The sequence below is a fragment of the Verrucosispora sp. FIM060022 genome (genome assembly GCF_003977705.1).
Lineage (GTDB): Bacteria > Actinomycetota > Actinomycetes > Mycobacteriales > Micromonosporaceae > Micromonospora > Micromonospora gifhornensis.
On sequence record NZ_RQIV01000003.1, the window covers coordinates 577,830 to 597,598 of the forward strand.

The 19,769-nt window shown below is 70.7% G+C and carries 18 protein-coding genes and 1 pseudogene; 2 read left to right on the plus strand and 17 right to left on the minus strand.

Going from position 1 to position 19,769, the window contains the following annotated elements; all coding sequences use genetic code 11:
• Positions 1 to 20: 20 nt before the first annotated feature.
• The 15 genes and pseudogenes from EG812_RS13110 to EG812_RS13185 all read right to left on the minus strand — a co-directional run bounded on the left by EG812_RS13110 (position 21) and on the right by EG812_RS13185 (position 16,226).
• Positions 21 to 695, minus strand: a complete 675-nt coding sequence (locus EG812_RS13110; protein ID WP_013731710.1) for an RlpA-like double-psi beta-barrel domain-containing protein — start codon at positions 693 to 695, stop codon at positions 21 to 23.
• Between the two features lie 139 nt (positions 696 to 834).
• Entirely contained in the window at positions 835 to 1,470 is a 636-nt protein-coding gene (locus tag EG812_RS13115; RefSeq protein WP_013731709.1) for a M15 family metallopeptidase, read from the minus strand.
• Positions 1,467 to 2,633, minus strand: a complete 1,167-nt coding sequence (locus tag EG812_RS13120; RefSeq protein ID WP_013731708.1) for a D-alanine--D-alanine ligase family protein — start codon at positions 2,631 to 2,633, stop codon at positions 1,467 to 1,469. Before EG812_RS13120 ends, EG812_RS13115 begins: the two co-directional genes overlap by 4 nt.
• The gene (locus tag EG812_RS29290) at positions 2,630 to 3,748 is read right to left on the minus strand and encodes a threonine ammonia-lyase (protein WP_013731707.1); all 1,119 of its coding nucleotides are present in this window, start codon (positions 3,746 to 3,748) and stop codon (positions 2,630 to 2,632) included. The genes EG812_RS13120 and EG812_RS29290 overlap by 4 nt, the downstream gene beginning before the upstream one ends.
• 62 nt (positions 3,749 to 3,810) lie before the next feature.
• Positions 3,811 to 5,025 (minus strand): acyltransferase family protein, encoded by a 1,215-nt coding sequence (locus tag EG812_RS29295; protein WP_199743858.1) that lies wholly within the window; start codon positions 5,023 to 5,025, stop codon positions 3,811 to 3,813.
• A 128-nt stretch (positions 5,026 to 5,153) separates the two neighbouring features.
• Entirely contained in the window at positions 5,154 to 6,212 is a 1,059-nt protein-coding gene (locus tag EG812_RS13130) for a sensor histidine kinase (protein WP_126711687.1), read from the minus strand.
• Entirely contained in the window at positions 6,209 to 6,877 is a 669-nt protein-coding gene (locus EG812_RS13135) for a response regulator transcription factor (RefSeq protein ID WP_043722995.1), read from the minus strand. Before EG812_RS13135 ends, EG812_RS13130 begins: the two co-directional genes overlap by 4 nt.
• A gap of 480 nt (positions 6,878 to 7,357) precedes the next feature.
• A complete protein-coding gene (locus EG812_RS13150; RefSeq protein WP_050814542.1) occupies positions 7,358 to 8,203 on the minus strand; it encodes a type IV toxin-antitoxin system AbiEi family antitoxin in 846 nt (281 codons plus the stop codon).
• A gap of 306 nt (positions 8,204 to 8,509) precedes the next feature.
• The gene (speB, locus tag EG812_RS13155) at positions 8,510 to 9,523 is read right to left on the minus strand and encodes an agmatinase (protein ID WP_013731702.1); all 1,014 of its coding nucleotides are present in this window, start codon (positions 9,521 to 9,523) and stop codon (positions 8,510 to 8,512) included.
• Positions 9,520 to 10,723, minus strand: a pseudogene (locus EG812_RS30060) (saccharopine dehydrogenase family protein). The gene speB and the pseudogene EG812_RS30060 overlap by 4 nt, the downstream one beginning before the upstream one ends.
• Complete coding sequence (locus tag EG812_RS13165) at positions 10,723 to 12,141, minus strand: NAD(P)/FAD-dependent oxidoreductase (RefSeq protein ID WP_013731700.1); 1,419 nt, start codon at positions 12,139 to 12,141, stop codon at positions 10,723 to 10,725. Before EG812_RS13165 ends, EG812_RS30060 begins: the two are co-directional and overlap by 1 nt.
• Positions 12,138 to 12,980, minus strand: a complete 843-nt coding sequence (locus EG812_RS13170) for an ABC transporter permease (protein ID WP_013731699.1) — start codon at positions 12,978 to 12,980, stop codon at positions 12,138 to 12,140. Before EG812_RS13170 ends, EG812_RS13165 begins: the two co-directional genes overlap by 4 nt.
• Positions 12,977 to 13,891 (minus strand): ABC transporter permease, encoded by a 915-nt coding sequence (locus EG812_RS13175; protein ID WP_013731698.1) that lies wholly within the window; start codon positions 13,889 to 13,891, stop codon positions 12,977 to 12,979. Before EG812_RS13175 ends, EG812_RS13170 begins: the two co-directional genes overlap by 4 nt.
• Positions 13,888 to 15,039 (minus strand): ABC transporter ATP-binding protein, encoded by a 1,152-nt coding sequence (locus EG812_RS13180; RefSeq protein ID WP_043719755.1) that lies wholly within the window; start codon positions 15,037 to 15,039, stop codon positions 13,888 to 13,890. Before EG812_RS13180 ends, EG812_RS13175 begins: the two co-directional genes overlap by 4 nt.
• A 2-nt stretch (positions 15,040 to 15,041) precedes the next feature.
• Positions 15,042 to 16,226 carry a polyamine ABC transporter substrate-binding protein gene (locus EG812_RS13185; protein WP_013731696.1) on the minus strand — a complete coding sequence of 395 codons (1,185 nt, stop codon included), beginning with the start codon at positions 16,224 to 16,226 and terminating at the stop codon, positions 15,042 to 15,044.
• A 203-nt stretch (positions 16,227 to 16,429) separates the two neighbouring features.
• Between EG812_RS13185 and EG812_RS13190 the strand changes: the two genes are divergently transcribed.
• Positions 16,430 to 16,948 carry an Lrp/AsnC family transcriptional regulator gene (locus EG812_RS13190; RefSeq protein ID WP_013731695.1) on the plus strand — a complete coding sequence of 173 codons (519 nt, stop codon included), beginning with the start codon at positions 16,430 to 16,432 and terminating at the stop codon, positions 16,946 to 16,948.
• Between the two features lie 116 nt (positions 16,949 to 17,064).
• Here EG812_RS13190 and EG812_RS13195 read toward each other — a convergent pair whose 3' ends face one another.
• Together EG812_RS13195 and EG812_RS13200 are read right to left on the minus strand one after the other, a co-directional pair.
• Complete coding sequence (locus tag EG812_RS13195) at positions 17,065 to 17,262, minus strand: DUF397 domain-containing protein (protein WP_126711689.1); 198 nt, start codon at positions 17,260 to 17,262, stop codon at positions 17,065 to 17,067.
• Complete coding sequence (locus EG812_RS13200) at positions 17,253 to 18,062, minus strand: Scr1 family TA system antitoxin-like transcriptional regulator (protein ID WP_233579469.1); 810 nt, start codon at positions 18,060 to 18,062, stop codon at positions 17,253 to 17,255. Before EG812_RS13200 ends, EG812_RS13195 begins: the two co-directional genes overlap by 10 nt.
• Before the next feature lie 325 nt (positions 18,063 to 18,387).
• On the opposite strand from EG812_RS13200, the gene EG812_RS13205 reads away from it, so the two are divergent.
• Positions 18,388 to 19,734, plus strand: coding sequence for an aspartate aminotransferase family protein (locus tag EG812_RS13205; protein ID WP_013731692.1), 1,347 nt, complete (start codon positions 18,388 to 18,390; stop codon positions 19,732 to 19,734).
• Positions 19,735 to 19,769 lie beyond the last annotated feature (35 nt).

Genomic DNA, 19,769 nt, shown 5'->3' on the forward strand with positions numbered 1-19,769 from the left:
GACAGCCACCCGGCCCGGTCTCAGCGCAGCAGTTCGACTGTGTTGTTGCGGACCAGGTTCTTGCCGGGTTCCCGGATCTGTTCCATCGCTGCGGAGTTGAGCAGCACGCAACTGCCCGACGGACCGGTCACCGTCACCGTTGTCGACCGGTTGTTGTCCAGGTTCGTCACCCGCAGCCGGGTGCCGACCGGGAACCGGTCGCTGGTGGCGGCCGGGGCGGCGGCTTCCTCGAAGAAGGTGATCGCGCCCTGACAGGCCGACCCGTCGACCGGGCGGACCGCGGGCGGTGACGCGACGCCGGGCCGGTCGGCGACCTGGCCCGGCTGCCTGGGCGGTACGGCGACACCGCCCAGCCGCTCGACCACGTTACGTCGGATGACGTTCTTCCCCGGTTCGCGGACCAGGTCCATCGCGGCGGAGTTGAGCAGTACGCAACTGCCCGACGGCCCGACCACTGTCACCTCCGCCGTCCTGGCGTTGTCCAGGTTTGTCACCCGCAGTCGGGTCCCGACCGGGAACTGGTTGCTGGTGGCGGCCGGGGCACCCCCTTCGGCCGAGAAGGTGATCGAGCCGGGGCAGACGCTCTGGGCGGTCGGCGTGCTGTCGGCGAAGCCGAGCCCGGTGCTCACCGCCAAGGCCCCGGCGGCCATCACCGCCACCCCCGCCGCCAGCATGTGCTTGCGCTGCACCTTCACCTGTCGCCTCCCGTACCTCGGCATCTGCTTCGGATGCTGGTACGGCCTGGGAGCGCTGTCGGGTTCAGGTGGATCGGAAACAAACTTCACATCGACTCTCCGACACCGTGCCCGCACAGGATGACGCCGCCCCTCACTCTCACAGCGGGCCGTAGCGGGTGTGCGGTGCCCCGGTCATCAGTGCCCAGTACCGGTCGCCGTAAGACCAGTGCCACCACTCGGTGGGGTAGTTGACAAGTCCCGCGCAGGCCAGCGCGGCACCCATGATCCGCCGGTGCCGGCGGGCCGGCGCGCCGATCGACGTGGCGGCCGTGAAGCAGGCGTTTCCGCTCGCCTCGGGGGTGGCGTCCACCGCGGTGCCCATGTCCACCTCGATCCCATCGGCGGTGCACAGGGTCAGGTCCACCGCCCCGCCGGTGCTGTGCGGCGCCACCTCCACCGGGGAGACGAACTTGGTGGTCTCCTCGTACACCCGCTGCGGCGACCAGTCCGGATGGTTGCGGCGCAACTCGTCGCGGTAGGCGGTGAAGATGTTCAGCTGCGCCTCGTACGGCCGGTATCCCTCGATGACCAGCAGGCGCAGGCCGTCGGGCAGGGTGCGCTGCGCGGCCAGCAGACGCTCCACCACACCTTGACGCAACCGGGCGTACGCCCCGGCCGGATCGGCGGCCCGACCGTCGAGCCGCAGTTCGGGTACGTCCCGCAGGTCGACCAGGGGGTCACCGTCGTCCACGCCGGGCACCGCCGCCACCCGGGGATCGCAGAGCAGGATCACGCCTGACCCTCCTGGCTGGTGGGACGGCTCGCCCGCCGTTCGACGGCGAGCGCGACCAGCCGGTCGACGATCTGCTGGTAGCCGACCCCGGCAGCCGCCCACACCTTCGGGTACATCGAGTGCGCGGTGAAGCCGGGCATCGTGTTCAACTCGTTGACGTACAACTCGCCGGCCGACTCGTCGTAGAGGAAGTCGACGCGGGCCAGCCCCCAGCCGCCGATCGCGGCGAACGCCCGCAGCGACAGGTCCCGGATCCGTTCGGTCACCTCGTCGGGCAGCACCGCCGGCACCACCATCGGATCGGCGTCGCCGAAGTACTTCTGCTGGTAGTCGAACCAGCCTCCGGTGACCCGTACCTCGCCCACGGTGGATGCCTCGGGACGGGTCCCGCCGAGCACCCCGCACTCCAACTCGCGGCCGGTGACACCCTGCTCCACCACCACCAGGTTGTCGTGCCGCAGCGCCTCTTCCACCGCCGCGGCCAGGTCGTCGTCCTCGGTCACCCGGGAGATGCCGATCGACGAACCCATCCGCGCCGGCTTGACGAACAGCGGCCGGCGCAGCCCCACCACCAGCTTCTCCACGTCCTCCGTGGTGCGGTAGGTGTGCTCGTCGAACCAGACGTGCGGGGTGATCGGCACTCCCTCGGCCCGCAGCGCCCGCTTCATCGCCACCTTGTCCATCCCGACGGCGGAGGCGAGGATCCCGCATCCCACGTACGGCACGCCCAGCGATTCGAGCAGCCCCTGCACCACACCGTCCTCGCCGTACGGGCCGTGCAGGACCGGGAAGACCACGTCGAGTACGGCGTGCACCTCGCCGGGCGATTCCGCCCCGGTGACCAGTGCGGTGCCGGGCCGCTCGCCGGCCCGCAACTCCACGGCCGACCCGGTCACCGACAGCCGGTCGTCGATGGCCCGCGCCGCCGCCGTACCGTCGATGTGGGCGGCCAGTGTCTCCTCGGGGACGAGCCGCAGCCGGCCTTGACGGGTGACGCCGAGCGCCACGACCTGGTACCCGCCGCCGACAAGCGCCCGCGCCACCCCGAGCGCCGAGGCGCAGGAGACCTCGTGCTCCGCGGACGGCCCACCGAACAGCACCCCGATCACCTGCGGCCTGCCGCCGCCGTCCCGTCGCGCTCCCCCGCTGTGACGCTCGCTCATGCTGCCGCCCCTTCCTCGATCCGATGCGGGGTCGCCAGTCGGGCGACCAGGTCCGCTTCCACATTTCCGCCGGTCAGCACCACACCGACCGTGTGCAGCCGCCGCGTACCACTCCCGCCGACGCCATCTACCCCGGCCTGACGCTCCGCGTCCCGGCCGCCGGGCTGCTCGGCGTTGCTGCCGGACAGCCGTCCGCCGGGCTGCTCGGCATTGCTGCCGGACAGCCGGAGTACGCCGGCCAGGCCGGCCGCGCCCGACGGCTCGGCCAGCACCTTCAGTTCCAGCAGGAGCAGCCGGAACGCCTCGGCTATCTGCTCGTCGTCCACCCGGATCACCCCGCGCAGGCGGTCCCGGACGATGGCGAACGGCAGCGCACCCACGCAGGACGGCCGAAGACCGTCGGCGATCGTCGGTGCGGGCGTGACCGGGACCGGTCGACCGGCGTCCAGGCTGCGGGCCAGCGAATCGCAGCCGTACGGCTCCACGCCGTACACCTCGATCGGCCGCCCGGCGGCGGCCAGGCACGCCCCGGCCACGCCGCCGCCCCCACCGACGGGCAGCACCAGCGCGTCCAGCGGAGCGCCGGACCGCTCGGCCTCCTCGATCAGTTCGAGGCTTGCGGTGCCCTGCCCGGCCACCACGTCCGGATGGTCGTACGCGTCGACGATCGGATGGCCGGTCTCGTCGCTGAGCTGCCGGACCACCGCCAGCCGCTGCGCGACGTCGGTACCGGCGAGCACCACCCGCGCACCCGCCGCCCGGGCCCGCTCGACCTTCGTCGCGGGCGCGTCGACCGGAAGCACCACCGTGGCGGCCACCCCGTGTCGCCGCGCCGCCAGCGCCACCGCGACGGCGTGGTTACCGGTGCTCTGCGCGACCACCCCGCGGTGCCCGGCCGCCACCAGCCGACCGACCGCGAACAGTCCGCCCCGCATCTTGTACGAGCCGCCACGCTGCAGGTTCTCCGCCTTCATCAGCACCCGCACGCCGGCCAGCCGGTCGATCGCCGGGGACCGCAACAACGGAGTACGCAGCACCCGGCCGTCGAGCCAGCGGGCGGCCTCCGCCACGTCGACCCGGGCTGGGTCGACCTCCGGGGAAGCTGAGCGGGACATGTCGTCTCCTTCTGGTTCAGCCGGCGAAACGCCGGTCAGGTGGGTGGCAGGCCAGGTGGTGATCACGTCGACGCGGCCTTCCGCCGAGCGGGCAGGTCGAACAGCCACCACGCGCGGGCCGCGAGCAGGGTGCGGTGCACGCCCAGGCTCAGCGCCAGCACGGCGACGGTGAGCGAGAACGGAAAGCCGAAGGCCAGCGCCAGCCGGGCGGGCTCGTCCAGGTCGGCGACCCGGTCGGCGATCAGCAGGTGCAGCAGGGCGAGCACCGGCATGTGGATCACGTAGATCGGCAGTGTGTGCCGGCCGAGGGCCGCCAACGGTTCGGCGACCACCGGCCACCGGCTGAGGCGTACCGCCCCGGCGATGCCGAACAGCACCGCGACGGTGGACACCAGCACCGCCACGCCGGGCAGCCGGCCGACGTCGGTGGCGAGCAGGACCGCAGACCCGATGCCGTACGCCGCCGCCGCGAGCAGCAGCCGTCGGCCGGTCACCGCCTGCGCCCACCTCAGCACGTACGGCCGCAGGTGCAGACCGGCGAGGAAGAACACCAGATTCTGGTAGAGCCCGCCCCGGTTGCCCAGGGTGTCCAGCAACCCGGTAGCCGCGACGGCGGCAAGCGTGCCCGCTGCGCCCAGCAGCACCGCCGGGTGGACCCGACGCAACGCCTTGGCCAGCACGAAGTAGAGCGCCAGCGCGTACAGGTACCAGAGGTTGGACGGGGTGATGGTGAGCTGGGCCAGCAGTTGGCCCACGCTGCTCGCCCGGTCGGTGGGGAAGTCCGGGGCGAAGGCCAGCACGGCGGTGTGGATCAGCAGCCAGAGGGCGTACAGGTAGAGGAACTTGGCGACCCGGGAGCGGGCCACCGCCCGCCACGGCCGGTGCACGGCGGCGGCCGCGAACATGCCGGAGATGGTGAAGAACAGTGGCATCCGCATCGGCAGCAACAGCTCACCGAAGGTGCCCCAGGCACCCGGCACCGGCACCGTGAGCCGCCAGTCGATCTGCAGGTAATCCTTCATGATCACGTGCCAGAGCAGGACCAGGACGATGCAGCCACCCTTGGCGACGTCCGCCCAGGCCAGCCGCCCACCGGCCGCCCCGCCGTGCCGGTCGTACGCCGGCCCGGAAAGCCCGCCGTGCGCCGACCCGGACTCCCCGACCGGCACCGACCCGTACTTCCCGCCGTGGGCTGACCCGGACTGCTCGTCGTGGGCCGACCCGGTCGGAGCCGGGGCAGCGCTGGTGGGCGGTGCCGGATGCTCTCGGGTGGTCACGATGTTGCTCCTCTCTGCCGGGCAGCGCCCGATTCCGGGCACGCCGAAGGCCGAGTTGCCGCGCTCGGCGGTCGATGTGGGGTGCGGTGCTGTCGGGGCGGGTGCGGTGCGTGGTCGGCTGGACCGGGTCAGGGCGCCTTGGGTAGCTGGACGTCGACCCGTAGACCGCCGTACTCGGCCGGTCGGGCGGCGATCAGGCCGTCGTGCGCCTGGGTGATCGAGCGGGCGATGGCCAGGCCGAGGCCCGCCCCGCCGCTGTGGTTCGTCCGGTCCCGGGCAAGTCGGCGGAACGGCTCGAAGAGCCCGGCCACCGCCTCGGCCGGCACCACCTGACCGCTGTTGACCACGGTCAGCGCCGGTTCCCGGCCGACCGTCACGGTAAGCGTCCCGCCCGGCCGGTTGTACTTGATCGCGTTCTCCACCAGGTTGCTGACCAGGCGTTCCAGCAGCACCCGTTCGCCCATGACCACCCGGGGTGACAGGTGGCTCTGCACGGTCACCCCGGCCTCCTCGGCCCGTTCCTGGTATCCGGCGAGGACCGTGCCGACGATCTCGTCCAGCCGCTGCGGAAGCCGTGCCCGCAGTCCCTGGTCGCTCTCGCTGAGCGCCAGCAGACCCTCGATCAACCGCTCGTTGCGCTCGTTGGTCTCCAACAGTTGGCTGGTCAACAGTTCGAGTTGCTCGCCGGTGAGCGAACGGGCCATCCCGACCTCGATCAGCGTCCGCTGCACTGCCAACGGCGTACGCAGTTCGTGCGAGGCGTTCGCGGCGAACCTGCGCTGGCCCTCGTAGCCGGCCGCGATGCGTTCCATCATGTCGTCGATGGCACGGGCCAGCCGGGCCATCTCGTCGTTGCCGCGCGGCCGGATCCGGTGGCCGAGATTCTGCGGCCCGACGTGCGCGATCGGCCCGGCGAGATCACTCACCGGACGCAGACACCACGCCCCGGCGACCCAGATCCCGACCAGCGCGATCACCAGGACCACGAGGCCGGTCAACATGCTGAGCTGACCGACGACGCTCCCGGCCGCCCCGCACGCCGTGCGCACCCCGGGCAGCCCAGCGTCGCAGAGCCGCTGGCCGAAGACCCACACCAGGTTCAGCACCCTCTTGACCACGAGGGGCATGGCGATCCCGACGATCAGGGCGGCCGCGCCGACCACCAGGATCCGCCGACGCGGCGTCATGCTTTCGCACCGCCGATCCGGTACCCGGCCCGCGGCACGGTGTGGATGATCTGCGGGGTGCCGAGCTTCTTACGCAACGTCATCACGGTGACCCGGACGGCGTTGGTGAACGGGTCGGCGAACTCGTCCCAGGCCTGTTCCAGCAGTTCCTCCGCGCTGACCACCCGCCCCTCCGCGCGCATCAGCACGTGCAACACGGCGAACTCCTTCGGACTCAGGTTGACCTCGCGGTCGTCCCGGGTCACCGTGTGCCGGGCCACGTCCAGCGCCACACCGTGCTGGCGCAACACCGGCGGCACCGCCGGTGCCGAACGCCGCCCGAGCGCCTGCACCCGCGCCACCAACTCGGCGAAGGCGAACGGCTTGGTCAGGTAGTCGTCCGCACCGAGACCGAGCCCCTCCACCCGGTCCCGGATGCCGGCGGCGGCGGTGAGCAGCAGCACCCGCGTGGTGGCCCCGGATTCGGCGAGGCTGCGGCACACCTCGTCACCTGTGTGTACCGGCATGTCCCGGTCCAGCACGGCAACGTCGTAACGGTTCACCCCGATCCGCTCCAGGGCACCGCCGCCGTCGTAACAGACGTCGACCGCCATCGAAAACTGGCGCAACCCCTCGGCGACCGTGTCCGCCAGCAAACGCTCGTCGTCCGCCACCAACACCCGCACGTGCACTCCCCCGTGATCCGCAACTGTCCGGCACACGTTCGCAGGCCGGAGTTAAGGGTTCTGTAAGCGCCTGCCGCCGCAATCCTCCACGCCCCCGCCCCGACCACAAGTCCAGGCCCTCCAACCCCCTCCAGCAACCCCAACCACCCCCCAAACACCCCCTCCCCACCCCCTCAAAGTGACCCACCTCACGCCCCCACCCCACCCACCCCACCCCGACCTCGCCCACCCCACCCCGACCTCGCCCAGCCCACCCCGACCTCGCCCAGCCCACCCCGACCTCGCCCAGCCCACCCCGACCTCGCCCAGCCCCGCGATCTTGCACTTGCGGTCGCACATTTGACTAGTTACATCCCTTTTGTGACGACAAAAAGTGCAAGATCGCGGGGCCGGAGCGGGCGGGAGGGGCGGGAGGGGGCGGGAGGGGGCGGGAGGGGCGGGAGGGGCGGGAGGGGATGACGCGGTGGGAGGCGGGGTCGGTCAGGAGAGGGCGGCTCGGATGGTGGCGACGATGTGGGCGGGGCGGCGGTAGAGGTCGCGGTCCGTGAAGTAGCGCATCCGCCAGCCCTGCGCGTCGAGCCAGTTGACGCGCTCCCGGTCGTACCGCAGGGCATCGCGATCCAGGTGGGTGAGGCCGTCGTACTCGATGCCGACCCTGCGCTCCCGGTAGCCGAGGTCAAGGCGGTAACGCAGCGCGCCGTAGCGGTCCGGAACCCACAGTTGCGGCTCGGGTGGAGGCAGCCGGCCGTCCAGCAGCACCAGCCGCAGTTGGCTCTCCTGACGGCATTCCGCCCGGCCGTCCGCGAGCGGCACCAGTTCGCGCGCCTGCCGCACCCCGCGTAGCCCGCGATGTGCGGACACCTCGGCCAGCAGATCGTCCGGCGTCACCGCCTCGGCGCGCAGCGCGGAATCCAGGACGGGAAGGGCATCGAACCGCGACACGGTACGCGCGAGGTCGATCGCACAGCGCGCCGCCGGTACGCATGGCAGCCCCTGCACGAGGACCGGCTGCACCGGCAGCACGCAGTGATGCACCACCAGCCCGGGCAGCCGGGGCTTCGGCACGCTGGGCGGCACCTGGACGTGCACGAGATCGTCGCGCAGTACGCCGAATCCGTGCCGCCGGGCCGCCGTCTGCCGGGCCAGCATGGTCCCCGCCGGCAGGCACAGCAGGAGCGCCCGTAATTCATCCTCGTCGTCAACGGGCTGATCGGAGTAGACACCTCGCCGCACCCGGCGCAGTTCCTCCCGGCTGAGCCGGGTACGAAGCCGACGGGCGGTCAGTGTGCGCATCAGGGTTTCCACCCGCCACAGTTGAGCAGTCATCCCGGCACCCTGCCCCGCACTCCGCCCACCCCTCCACCCCGCACCCGCCCCCTGTGGACAACCACCCGCCCTGTGGATAACCCCCACCCACCCCCTCCCTCGTGCTAAACACCCCCACCCCCACCCCACCCCCACCCCCACCCCACCTCGTCGATCTTGCACTTACCGTCGCCGATTCACGTCTTATGTCCCGTATTCCCCGACCAAAAGTGCAAGATCGACGGGGCTGGAGCGCGGGGCGCGCGGGCGCGGGCGTGAGAGGGCGCGGGCGTGAGGGGTGAGGAGCGCGGGGCGGGGGGGGTGGGGTCAGCGGGAGTCGAGGAGGGGTTGGGTGGGGGTCCAGGGTGGGGTGCCGGTGGCGTCGTGGCGGCGGCGGGCGATGGCGGAGAGGGCTTCCAGGACGATGCGGTTGCCCAGGTAGGCGGTGATGTCGGCGTGGTCGTACGGTGGGGCGACCTCGACCACGTCGACTCCGACGATCGGGAGTTCGTAGCAGGCCCGGCGGACCGCGTCGAGCAGTTGGCGGGAGGTGAAGCCACCGGGCTCGGGGGTGCCGGTGCCGGGTGCCATGCCCGGGTCGACCACGTCCACGTCGACGGAGAGGAAGACTCCCTCGCACTCGTCGGTGGCGATGTCGAACGCCTCGGACAGGCAGTCGTCCAGGCCCCGGGCCACGATCTCGGTCATCTCGTACGAGCGCATCCGCTGCTCGGCCATCCACCGCAGCGTCTCCGGGCCCGGCCAGTAGCCGCGCAGTCCGATCTGGAGGAAGCGGTCGCCGCGTACCGCGCCGGACTCGATGAGTCGACGCATCGGTTGGCCGTGCCCGTGCAGGGAGCCGAACTCGATGTCCCCGGTGTCGGCGTGGGCGTCGAAGTGCAGCAGCGACACCCGGCCGAGCCCGTGGTGGCGGGCCACTCCGGTGGCGTCGGGCAGGGCGATGGAGTGGTCGCCGCCGAGGATCACCGGGATCGCGCCGGCCGACGTCACCGCGTACACGGCGGTTTCCAGGGCGGCCAGGGAGCGGTCGATGTCGCCGGAGAACATCTCCACGTCACCGGCGTCGTACACGCACAGGTCCTTGAGGGCGTCGACGCGCAGGGCCAGGGAGGGGCGGGAGCCGTCGTGCGGCAGGTAGCAGGCCTGGCGGATGGCCGACGGGCCGAACCGGGTGCCGGGGCGGTGTGAGGTGCCGCCGTCGAAGGGCGCGCCGATGATGACCACGTCGGCGTCGGCGTACGTCACCGGTTCCTCGATGGTGCAGGGTGGCACGCCGAGGAATGTGACGTCGGGGCCGAACATCGGGCCGTAGCGGGTCATCGTTCCTCCATGCCCCAGGGTGAGCCGTAGTCGGTGAGCAGGTCGAGGAAGGGTTTCGGGGGCAACGCCTCGGGGCCGAGCACTCCGACACCCGACCAGGCGCCACCGGCCAGCAGTTCCAGGGCGACGACCGGGTTGATGGCGGTCTGCCAGACCACCGCCTGGTGGCCGTACTCGCGCATCGACCACTCGTTGTCGACCACGTGGTAGAGGTAGACCTCGCGGGGTCGGCCGTCGACACCGGTGCCGCGTACCCAGGTGCCGGCGCAGGTCCTGCCGCGCATCCGGTCGCCGAGGGTGGCCGGGTCGGGCAGGCAGGCGGCCACCACGTCGCGCGGCGACACCGACACCCCGCCCACCTGTACCGGCGACGTCGCCGGAAAGGCCGAGCTTGTGCAGCGTCTTGAGCACCTCGATGAACTCGTCGCCGAGGCCGTACTTGAAGGTGACCCGCTTCGCCGGCACCCAACGCGGGATCAGCAGCACCTCCTCGTGTTCCACGTTGACGCACTCGACCGGCCCGATGCCTGCGGGGAAGTGGAACACCTCCGGTTCGCTGAACGGCTCGGTGGTGAACCAGCCGCGCCCGTCCTCCCAGATCACCGGCGGGTTGAGGCATTCCTCGATGGTGGTCCAGATGGAGAACGACGGCGCGAAGTCGTAGCCGTCGACTGTCAGGTTCGCCCCGTCGCGTACCCCGATCTCGTCGATGTCGGCGAAGAGTTCGTCGGCGGCGTAGCGGGCGAAGACGTCGGACAGGCCCGGTTCCACGCCGATGCCGCACAGCGCCAGCCGACCCGCGTCGGCCCAGCGCTGCGCCACCGCGAACTGCTCGTCGCCGAGCTTGACGCCGGTCTCCCGGTAGGGCCGGTCCGGGTGCGGCTTCGACAGCGACATCGCCATGTCCAGGTAGTCGGCGCCGGCCGCGTACGCCCCCTCGAAGATCGGCATGACGAACCGCGGGTCGACCGCGTTGAGCACGTGGGTGATCCGATGCTCGCGGCAGGCCGCGGCGACCGCCTCGGCGGAGCCGGCGTCAAGCGTCGCGGCGACGAAGCGGGCGTCGCGGCCGTCGACCGCCCGCGCCGCGCGGGCGGGGTCGTAGTCGGCGACCACCATGGCCTCGAAGAAGGCGCGCCGCGCCGCGATGGCGACCACGGCGGCACCGACCCCACCAGCGCCGACAAGCAGAACACGCATCAGGAATCAAACCCCAAACCAACCCGATCGAGCGTACGGAGCCAGAGGTTGCGCCGCCCTTCATGCGCATCGGCGCGGGCCAGGGACCAGCGGGTGAACCCGATGCCGACCGCGCGGGCCGGTTCGGGCGGGAACGGCAGCGGCTTGTCGCGCACCAGGGCGAGCCGGGTCAGCGGGGTGTCCGCCCCGGCGACCAGGTCGAGCAGGACGCGGGCACCGAACCGGGTCGCCCCGACCCCCAGCCCGGTGTAGCCGCCCGCGTACGCCAGTCGCCCGTCGTACGCGGTGCCGAAGAACGCGCAGAACCGGGTGCAGGTGTCGATCACCCCGCCCCACCGGTGGCTGAACCGCAGGTCGGCCAGTTGCGGAAAGGTGGTGAAGAAGTGCGTGGCCAGGGCCGTGAAGGTGGCGTCGCGCTGTTCCAGGGCGGGGGCCATCCGGTTGCCGTAGTGGTAGACCGCGTCGTAGCCGCCGAACAGGATCCGACCGTCGCCGGTGATCCGGTAGTAGTGGAACTGGTTGCCGGTGTCCGCCAATCCCTGCCGGTTGCGCCAGCCGATGGCGTCGCGCTGCGCGGGCGTCAACGGTTCGGTCATCAGCGCGTAGTCGTACACCGGCACCACCCAGGCGCGCAGCCGGCGCAGCAGCGGCGGGAACGCGTTGGTGGCCAGCACCACCCGGTCGGCGCGTACCGCCCCGGGCACGCCGTCGGCGCCTGTGGTCTCGGCGAGCAGCGCCGCACCGGCCCGGCGCAGCCCGGTCACCCGGGTGTGCTCGTGGATGCGTACGCCGAGGTCGAGGCAGGCCCGACGCAGCCCCCAGACCAGTCGCGCCGGGTCGAGCATCGCCACCCGGTCGCGGTCCCACAACCCGCCGAGGTACGTCGGTGAGTCCACCTCGGCCCGCACCTCGTCGGCGTCGAGCAGGCTGACGTCGTGGCCGTACCGGCGGGCCAACGCGACGTCCTCGGCCAACCCGTCGAGCTGGTACGGCTCGACCGCCACCGCCAACTCGCCGGTGCGTTCGAAGTCGCAGTCGATGCCGTACGCGGCCACGGTCGCCGCGATGGCGTCCAGGTTCTCCCGGCCGAGCCGCTCCAACTCGTCGATCTCGTCGGGGAAGCGTTGCACCCCGTTGGCCAGCCCGTGGGTCAGCGAGGCGGCGCAGAACCCGCCGTTGCGTCCGGACGCCGCCCAGCCGCAGCTGCCCGCCTCCACCAGCAGCACGTCCCGTCCCGGGTCGGCCTGCTTGGCCAGCAGGGCGGCCCACAACCCGCCGTACCCGCCACCGATCACCAGCAGGTCGGCGCTTGTCGGCCCGGCCAGCGGCGGCACCGGGTCGGGGCGCTCCGGCCGGTCGAGCCAGTACGGTGCGCGTACCGCGTCGGTGAGGGCCCGGCCGGGCGGCGGGAGGTTCATGACCGGCTGGCCGCCCGGGGCGCCGGAACGGCCGCCGTGATCGCCGACCGGCGGACCCGCCGCCCCCGCAGCATGGTGGCCAGCACCAGCAGCAACGCGATCGCGAACATGGCCGTGCCGATGACGTTTACCTGCGGCGGGATGCCCCGCTGGGCGGCACCCCAGACGTACATCGGGAACGTGACGGTCGTGCCGGAGTTGAAGTTCGTGATGATGAAGTCGTCGAAGCTCAGCGAGAAGGCCAGCAGGGCGGCGGCGACGATGCCGGGCAGCACCAGCGGCAGGGTGATCCGGCGGAACGTCTGCCATTCGCTGGCGTACAGGTCCATCGCGGCCTCCTCCAGCCGCCGGTCCATCCCGGCCAGCCGCGCCTTGACCGTCACCACCACGAACGACAGGCAGAACATCACGTGCGCGATGACGATGGTCCAGAAGCCCAGCGGCACCCCACCGGCGACGAAGAGGGCGAGCAGCGAGGTGCCCATCACCAGTTCCGGGGTGGCCATCGGCAGGAAGATCAGCACGTTGAGCCCGGAACGGCCCCGGAACCGGTGCCGGACCAGCGCGAACGCCATAAGCGTGCCGAGCGCGGTGGCGGCCACGGTGGCGAGGAAGCCGATCTGCGCACTGCGCAGCACCGCGTCGCACATGTCGGAGGTGGCGCACGGGTTGCGCCAGTTGTCGAGGGTGAACTCGTTGAAGTCGTACGACAGTCGGCTCGACGGGCGGTTGAACGACAGCGCGGCGACCACGGCGATCGGCAGGAACAGGTAGCCGAGCACCAGCAGCGCGACCCCCATCACCCAGTGCTGGGCGAACCAGCGAGAGACCCGGCTCATAGGACTTCCTCCGTACCGGCCCGGCGCAGGTAGACGAAGACCACCGCGAGGATCGCCGACATCAGCAGGAACGACAGGGCCGCGCCCTGCGGGTAGTCCAGCCGGACCAGGAAGGCCGAGTCGATGACGTTGCCGATCATGTACTGGTTCGGGGTGCCCAGCAGTTCGGCGTTGATGTAGTCACCTGTCGCCGGGATGAAGAAGAGCAGGGTGCCGGCGATCAGACCGGGCATCGACAGCGGCAGGGTGACCCGACGGAAGGTCTTCAGCGGACTGGCGTACAGGTCGCTGGAGGCCTCCAGCAGCCGGTAGTCGAGCCGCTCCAGGCTCGCGTACAGCGGCAGCACCAGGAACGGCAGGAAGTTGTACGTCAGGCCGAGCACCACGGCGATCGGGGTGGCCAGCAGCCGCCCGTCCGGCCCGAGCAGGTGCACGTCGCGCAGCAGCCCGACCAGCCAACCGTTGTCCGACAGAATGGTCTTCCAGGCCAGGGTGCGCACCAGGAAGCTGGTGAACATGGGCGCCACCACGCAGACCAGCAGCAGGTTCTTCCAGCGGCCGGCCTTCTGCGCGATCGCGTACGCCAGCGGGTAGCCCATCAGCAGCGCCAGCACCAGCGCCATGCCGGCGTACAGGAACGACCGGCTGAACTGCGGCCAGTACTGCTGCAGCGCCGTCGGATAGTTACCGAAGGCCCAGGTCAGCGCGTACCCGGTGGAGAGTGAGCCCTCCGGGTCGTAGAGGCTGGCCGAGGCGAGTTGCACCAGCGGCACGGCGAAGAACAGCAGCAGCCAGGCCGCGCCGGGCAACAACAGCAGGTACGGCAGGAACCGGTACCGCGCCGATCGGGCAGCTTGCGGCGGCGACGCCGGCTGCCCGGATCCGGTGGGTACGTGCGCCAGGATGCTCATGAGGAAGCGCCCACCGGCTGGTCGAGCACCGGTGTGGTGCGGTCGTCCTCGTCGGCGCGGCGGCCGAGCAGGAAGGCGTGCCGGGGGTCCCAGTACGCCACGGCCCGCTCCCCGACGGCGAAGCGCTGCTGGGTCCCGCTGTTGGCGACGAACACGCTCAGCTCCGTGCCCCAACTGGTGCGCAGCAGATACTGGGTGCTCACCCCGACGTACGAGGCGTCGGAGATGGTCCCTTCGAGATGCTGACTGCCGGCGGGCACCTGCACGGCGGCCCCGGCCAGGTGCAGCTTCTCCGGGCGTACGCCCAGGTAGACCGGGCCCTGGTCGGTGCGGGCCCGGGCCGACGGCACGGAGAACCGCGCCCCTCGCGCGGTGACCAGGGTGTCGTCGCCGTTGCTGCCGGAGACCTCACCGGCGATCAGGTTGGACTGGCCGAGGAAGTTGGCCACGAACGCGGTGGCCGGGAACTCGTAGATGTCGGCAGGTGCGCCGAGTTGCTCGATCCGCCCGGCGTTCATCACCGCGACCGTGTCGGCCATCGTCATGGCCTCCTCCTGGTCGTGGGTGACGTGCACGAAGGTGATGCCGACCTCGGTCTGGATCCGCTTGAGTTCGATCTGCATCTGACGACGCAGTTTGAGGTCCAGCGCGCCCAGCGGCTCGTCGAGCAGCAGCACCTGCGGGTGGTTGATCAGCGCCCGGGCCAGCGCGACCCGCTGCTGCTGCCCACCGGAGAGCTGGGTCGGGCGACGTCGCTCGTACCCGTCGAGTTGCACGAGCGACAGCATCTCGCGCACCTGGCTGTCCACCGACCGGATGCCGCGTCGACGCAGCCCGAATGCCACGTTCTCGAAGATGTCCAGGTGCGGAAAGAGGGCGTAGCTCTGGAACACCGTGTTGACCGGCCGCTTGTACGGGCGCAGCCCGGCGATGTCCCGGTCACCGAGCAGCACCTGCCCGCTGGTCGGCTCCTCCAGCCCGGCGATCATCCGCAACGTGGTCGTCTTGCCGCAGCCGGAGGCACCGAGCAGGGCGAAGAACGAGCCCTGGCCGATCGTCAGGCTGAGATCGTCGACGGCGGTGAACGCGCCGAACGTCTTGGTGAGGTTGGCCAGGCGCAGGTCGCCCGCCGGTGTCTCCCGCGCCATCGTCACGCTCCGATAACCTGCTGGAACTTGGTCTCGTACTCGCGCTCCTGCTTCTCGTCCAACGCCATGAAGACCCGCGCCTTGGAGAGGATGGCCTCGTCGGGGAAGATCAACGGGTTGGCGGCCAGCTCCGGGTCGATCTTCTCCATCTCCGCCTGCGCGCCCTGCACCGGGCAGATGTAGTTGACGTAGGCGGCGAGTTGGGCGGCGACCGCAGGGTCGTAGTAGTAGTTGATCAGCGCTTCGGCGTTGGCCTTGTGGGTCGCCTTGTTCGGCACCAGCATGTTGTCCGACCAGAGCATCACCCCGGAATCGGGCACCACGAACTTGATCTGCTCGTCGTCGAAGCCGAGTTGGATGATGTCACCGGACCAGCCGATGCACGCCGCGATGTCCCCCTTGGCCAGGTCGGGCGCGTAGTCGTTACCGGTGAACCGGCGGATCTGCCCGGAGTCGACGGCCCGCTTGAGCTTGTTGAGCGCGTCGTCGAACTGGTTGCTGGTGAAGTCGGACGGGTTGTGCCCGTTGGACATCAACATCAGCCCCATGGTGTCACGCATTTCGGTCAACGCGGTCACCTTGCCCTTGAGATCCGGGCGGGTGAGCAGTTCGTCGAGCGTACGCAGCTCACCGGTGACCCGGCCGTTGTAGGCCAGCCCGGCCAGACCGGACTGCCACGGTACGGCGAGATGGTTGTCCACGTCGAAGGGGCGGTTGCGCAGCGACGGCAGCAGGTTCGCCTCGACGTTCGGCAGGTTCGCCTTGTCCAGCTTCTGGATCCAGCCCAGCCGGATCATCCGGGCGGCCATCCAGTCGGTGAGCACCATGATGTCCCGCCCGGTGCCCTGGCACGCGGCGAGCTGGTTCTGCACCTTGCCGAAGAACTCGTTGTTGTCGTTGACATCCTCGGTGTAGGCCACCTGAATGCCGGTCTTGCTGACGAATCCGTCCAACGAGGGTCGCTTGGCGTTGTCGTCATCGTCGACGTCCATGTACTGCGGCCAGTTGGAGAAGGCGAGCTTCTTCTCCGTACCGGAAAGGTCCTCGCTGACGCAGCCGGCCTCGGTCTGTTGGGCGGCCGGGGTGCCACAGCCGGCGAGGGAGCCACCCGCAGCGAGCAGCGCAGCCGAACCGAGGGTGCCGGTGAGCAGACCACGCCGGGTGAGGGGCCGGAAGGCACTACGCATGTGACGACTCCTATTGATCGGTCGGCGGCGGGACGGGGGGTGGCGCGCCGACGGGAGGATCAATGGCGATGGACGACTGATCCTGACATGAGGAACCCTCTCGTACAAGGGATTCCGTTGCCGCATTAGCTTCCGACGACGAATTACGCCAAACTCACCGATGGCATTAGGCTCAGCCCGGTGACGGACATGGGGAGCGGTCGATGACGAACCGGCAGCACGACAACGGCAACGGCAACGGGGGCCGCCGGGTCAGTGTGCGCGAGGGCGCGAGCCACGCCCTGCTCGACGACGTGGCCAAGCAGATCATCGAACAGTTGCAGCAGGACGGCCGCCGACCGTACGCCACCATCGGCAAGGCGGTCGGGCTCTCCGAAGCAGCCGTACGCCAACGGGTGCAGCGCCTGCTCGACGCCGGGGTGATGCAGATCGTCGCGGTGACCGACCCGCTCCAACTCGGCTTCCCCCGACAGGCCATGATCGGCCTGCGTACCGATGGTGACCTGGAGTCGGTCGCCGACCGGATCGCCGAGTTCGACGAGGTCGACTACGTGGTGATCACCGCCGGCTCGTTCGACCTGCTGGCCGAGGTGGTCTGCCGCAACGACGAGCACCTGCTGGAGATCCTGCAACGCCTGCGCGCCGTCACCGGCGTCGTCTCCACCGAGGCGTTCGTCTACCTCAAACTCCGCAAGCAGACCTACACCTGGGGCACCGCCTGACCCACCCTGCTTGATCGACTCCGTTTCGCCGTATCGGCGGTATCAGGGCGGCGTCGACCCCGCCGTTACGGCGAAACGGAGTCGATCAGCCAGCCCGGCGCGGCGAACCGCGACAGTCAGCGGCCGGGTCGGCGCCCGGTGGCGGCGACGAAGGCGCGCCAGACGTCGGGGGTGAAGGTCAGGACGCCACCGGCCCGGTCCTTGCTGTCGCGCACCAGGATCCGGCCGGGCAGGTTGTCGGCCACCTCGACACAGTCGCCGCCGTTGTTGCTGCTGCGGGTGGCGGTGCGCCAACGGGCGCCGGTCATCTCCATGTCGTCGCCACTTCCCTGATCAGCTCGATGGATTGGCGACGGGGCAGCGCCTCACCGGTGACGCTCTCCCATCTCGCGCTCAGGCTAGCAAGGTCGGCACGCTCGGTCACCACCTGACCGCGCAGCTGATTGTCCAGATAGGCCGCCTCACCGCCGTCCGGCGTGCGGGCCAGCACGAACGGCCCGGCCAGCCCGGTGTGCCACGGGTTCTCCGCCGGAATCACCCGTACCTGCACGTGCTCCCGCTCGCTCAACTCCGCCAGGTGGCCGAGTTGCCCGACCATCACCGCCCGATCGCCGCCCACCTGCCGACGCAGCACCACCTCGTCGATCACCGCCACCAGTTGGAGCGGACTCTCCCGCTCCAACACCCGCTGCCGCGCCATCCGCCCCGCAACGATCTCCTCGACCTCCGTCGGCGACATCAGGCCGCCGGTGGCCAGCACCCCCCGGGCGTACGCCTCGGTCTGCAGCAACCCCGGCACCAACAGCGGCTGGTACGACCGGAGTGAGCTGGCCTTCTGCTCCAGATCCGCCCACTCCCGGAACCACGGCAGATCGCGGCGGCGAAACGGCTCGGGCCACAGCTCCTCGGCCTGCCGCCCGAGCACCGTGGCCACCGCGACCCTGGTCCGAGGATGCGGAACCCGCCCGTCCGCGATCCACCGACCCGCCGTCTTCGGGTCGACGCCAACCTTCCCGGCCAACGACTCAGCCGTCTCCCCCTTGTTCGCCATCGCCAGCCGCAGCACCTCGTTCATCTCCCGACCTCCACCCCGACCCGTGACGTTGCGCAGCACGCTAGCCACCCTGGGTGGCCCTGTCCGCCCGGTCCCGGCGTGTCGCGTAAGGACTGTTTCGCGCACTTCAAACGTCCCCGAAACGCCCCCCAATCGCCCTCGACATGCCCCCACCCACCCGGCCCGGCCCCACCAGCGACGCCGGAGCCGACATGCGTCACACTCCGGTACGGATTCCGTTGCCCGCAAGGCCCGGACTTGCTAAATCCGTCGCCAATGGCCGCCTGGTCAACCGATTGCACTTGCCATTCGTCGCTTGACTGTGGGATAACCGTGGGCAGAGCGGCCGGTGACCCCTGACCGGCCCGAGACCGATGGGGCTGACATGGCCAACGCCACCGACCACCTCTGGATGCACTTCACCCGGATGGCGAGCTACTCCGCAGGCGAGGTGCCGACCATCGTGCGCGGCGAAGGAGCGTACGTCTGGGACGCGCAGGGTCGCCGCTACCTGGACGGGCTCGCCGGGCTCTTCGTCGTCAACGCCGGCCACGGGCGCACCGAGTTGGCAGAGGCCGCCGCCAAGCAGGCCGGCGAGCTGGCCTACTTCCCGCTCTGGTCGTACGCCCACCCGACCGCCGTCGAGCTGGCCGAACGGATCTCCAGCCTCACCCCCGGCGACCTGAACCGGGTCTTCTTCACCACCGGCGGCTCCGAGGCGGTGGAGGCGGCCTGGAAGCTGGCCCGGGCGTACTTCAAGCGGGTCGGCAAGCCGACCAAGCACAAGGTGGTCAGCCGGTACATCGCCTACCACGGCACCTCGATGGGTGCCCTGTCGATCACCGGCCTGCCCGGCATCAAGACCGACTTCGAGCCGCTGGTCCCGGGCGGCATCAAGGTGCCGAACACCAACTTCTACCGGGCGCCGGAGCACGGCGACGACCCGGTGGCGTTCGGCCGGTGGGCCGCCGACGAGATCGGCCGCGCCATCGAGCGGGAGGGGCCGGACACCGTCGCGGCGGTCTTCCTGGAGCCGGTGCAGAACTCCGGCGGCTGCTTCCCGCCGCCGCCCGGCTACTTCGAGCGGGTCCGTGAAATCTGCGACGCGTACGACGTGTTGCTGGTCAGCGACGAGGTGATCTGCTCGTGGGGGCGGCTCGGCGAGTACTTCGGCGCGGTCCGCTACGGCTACCAGCCCGACATCATCACCACCGCCAAGGGCATCACCTCGGGGTACGCCCCACTCGGCGCGATGATCGCCAGCGACCGGCTGATGGAGCCGTTCCTGACCGAGACCGGCATGTTCGCCCACGGGGTGACCTTCGGTGGTCACCCGGTCTCCTGCGCGGTGGCCCTGGCCAACCTGGAGGTCTTCGCCCGGGAGGACCTCGTCGGGCACGTACGGGCCAACGAGGGCGCGTTCCGGTCGACCCTGGAGAAGCTGCACGACCTGCCGATCGTCGGCGACGTGCGGGGCGACGGCTACTTCTACGGCATCGAACTGGTCAAGGACAAGACCACCCGGGAGACCTTCGACGAGGCCGAGTCGGAGCGGCTGCTGCGCGGCTTCCTCTCCACCGCACTCTTCGACGCCGGGCTCTACTGCCGGGCCGACGACCGGGGTGACCCGGTGGTGCAGCTCGCTCCGCCGCTGATCGCCGGGCAGCAGCAGTTCGACGAGATCGAGCAGATCCTGCGCACCGTACTCACCGAGGCCTGGTCCCGCCTCTGACACAAGCCGGGCCGCGCCAGCGTCCATCCTGGTCG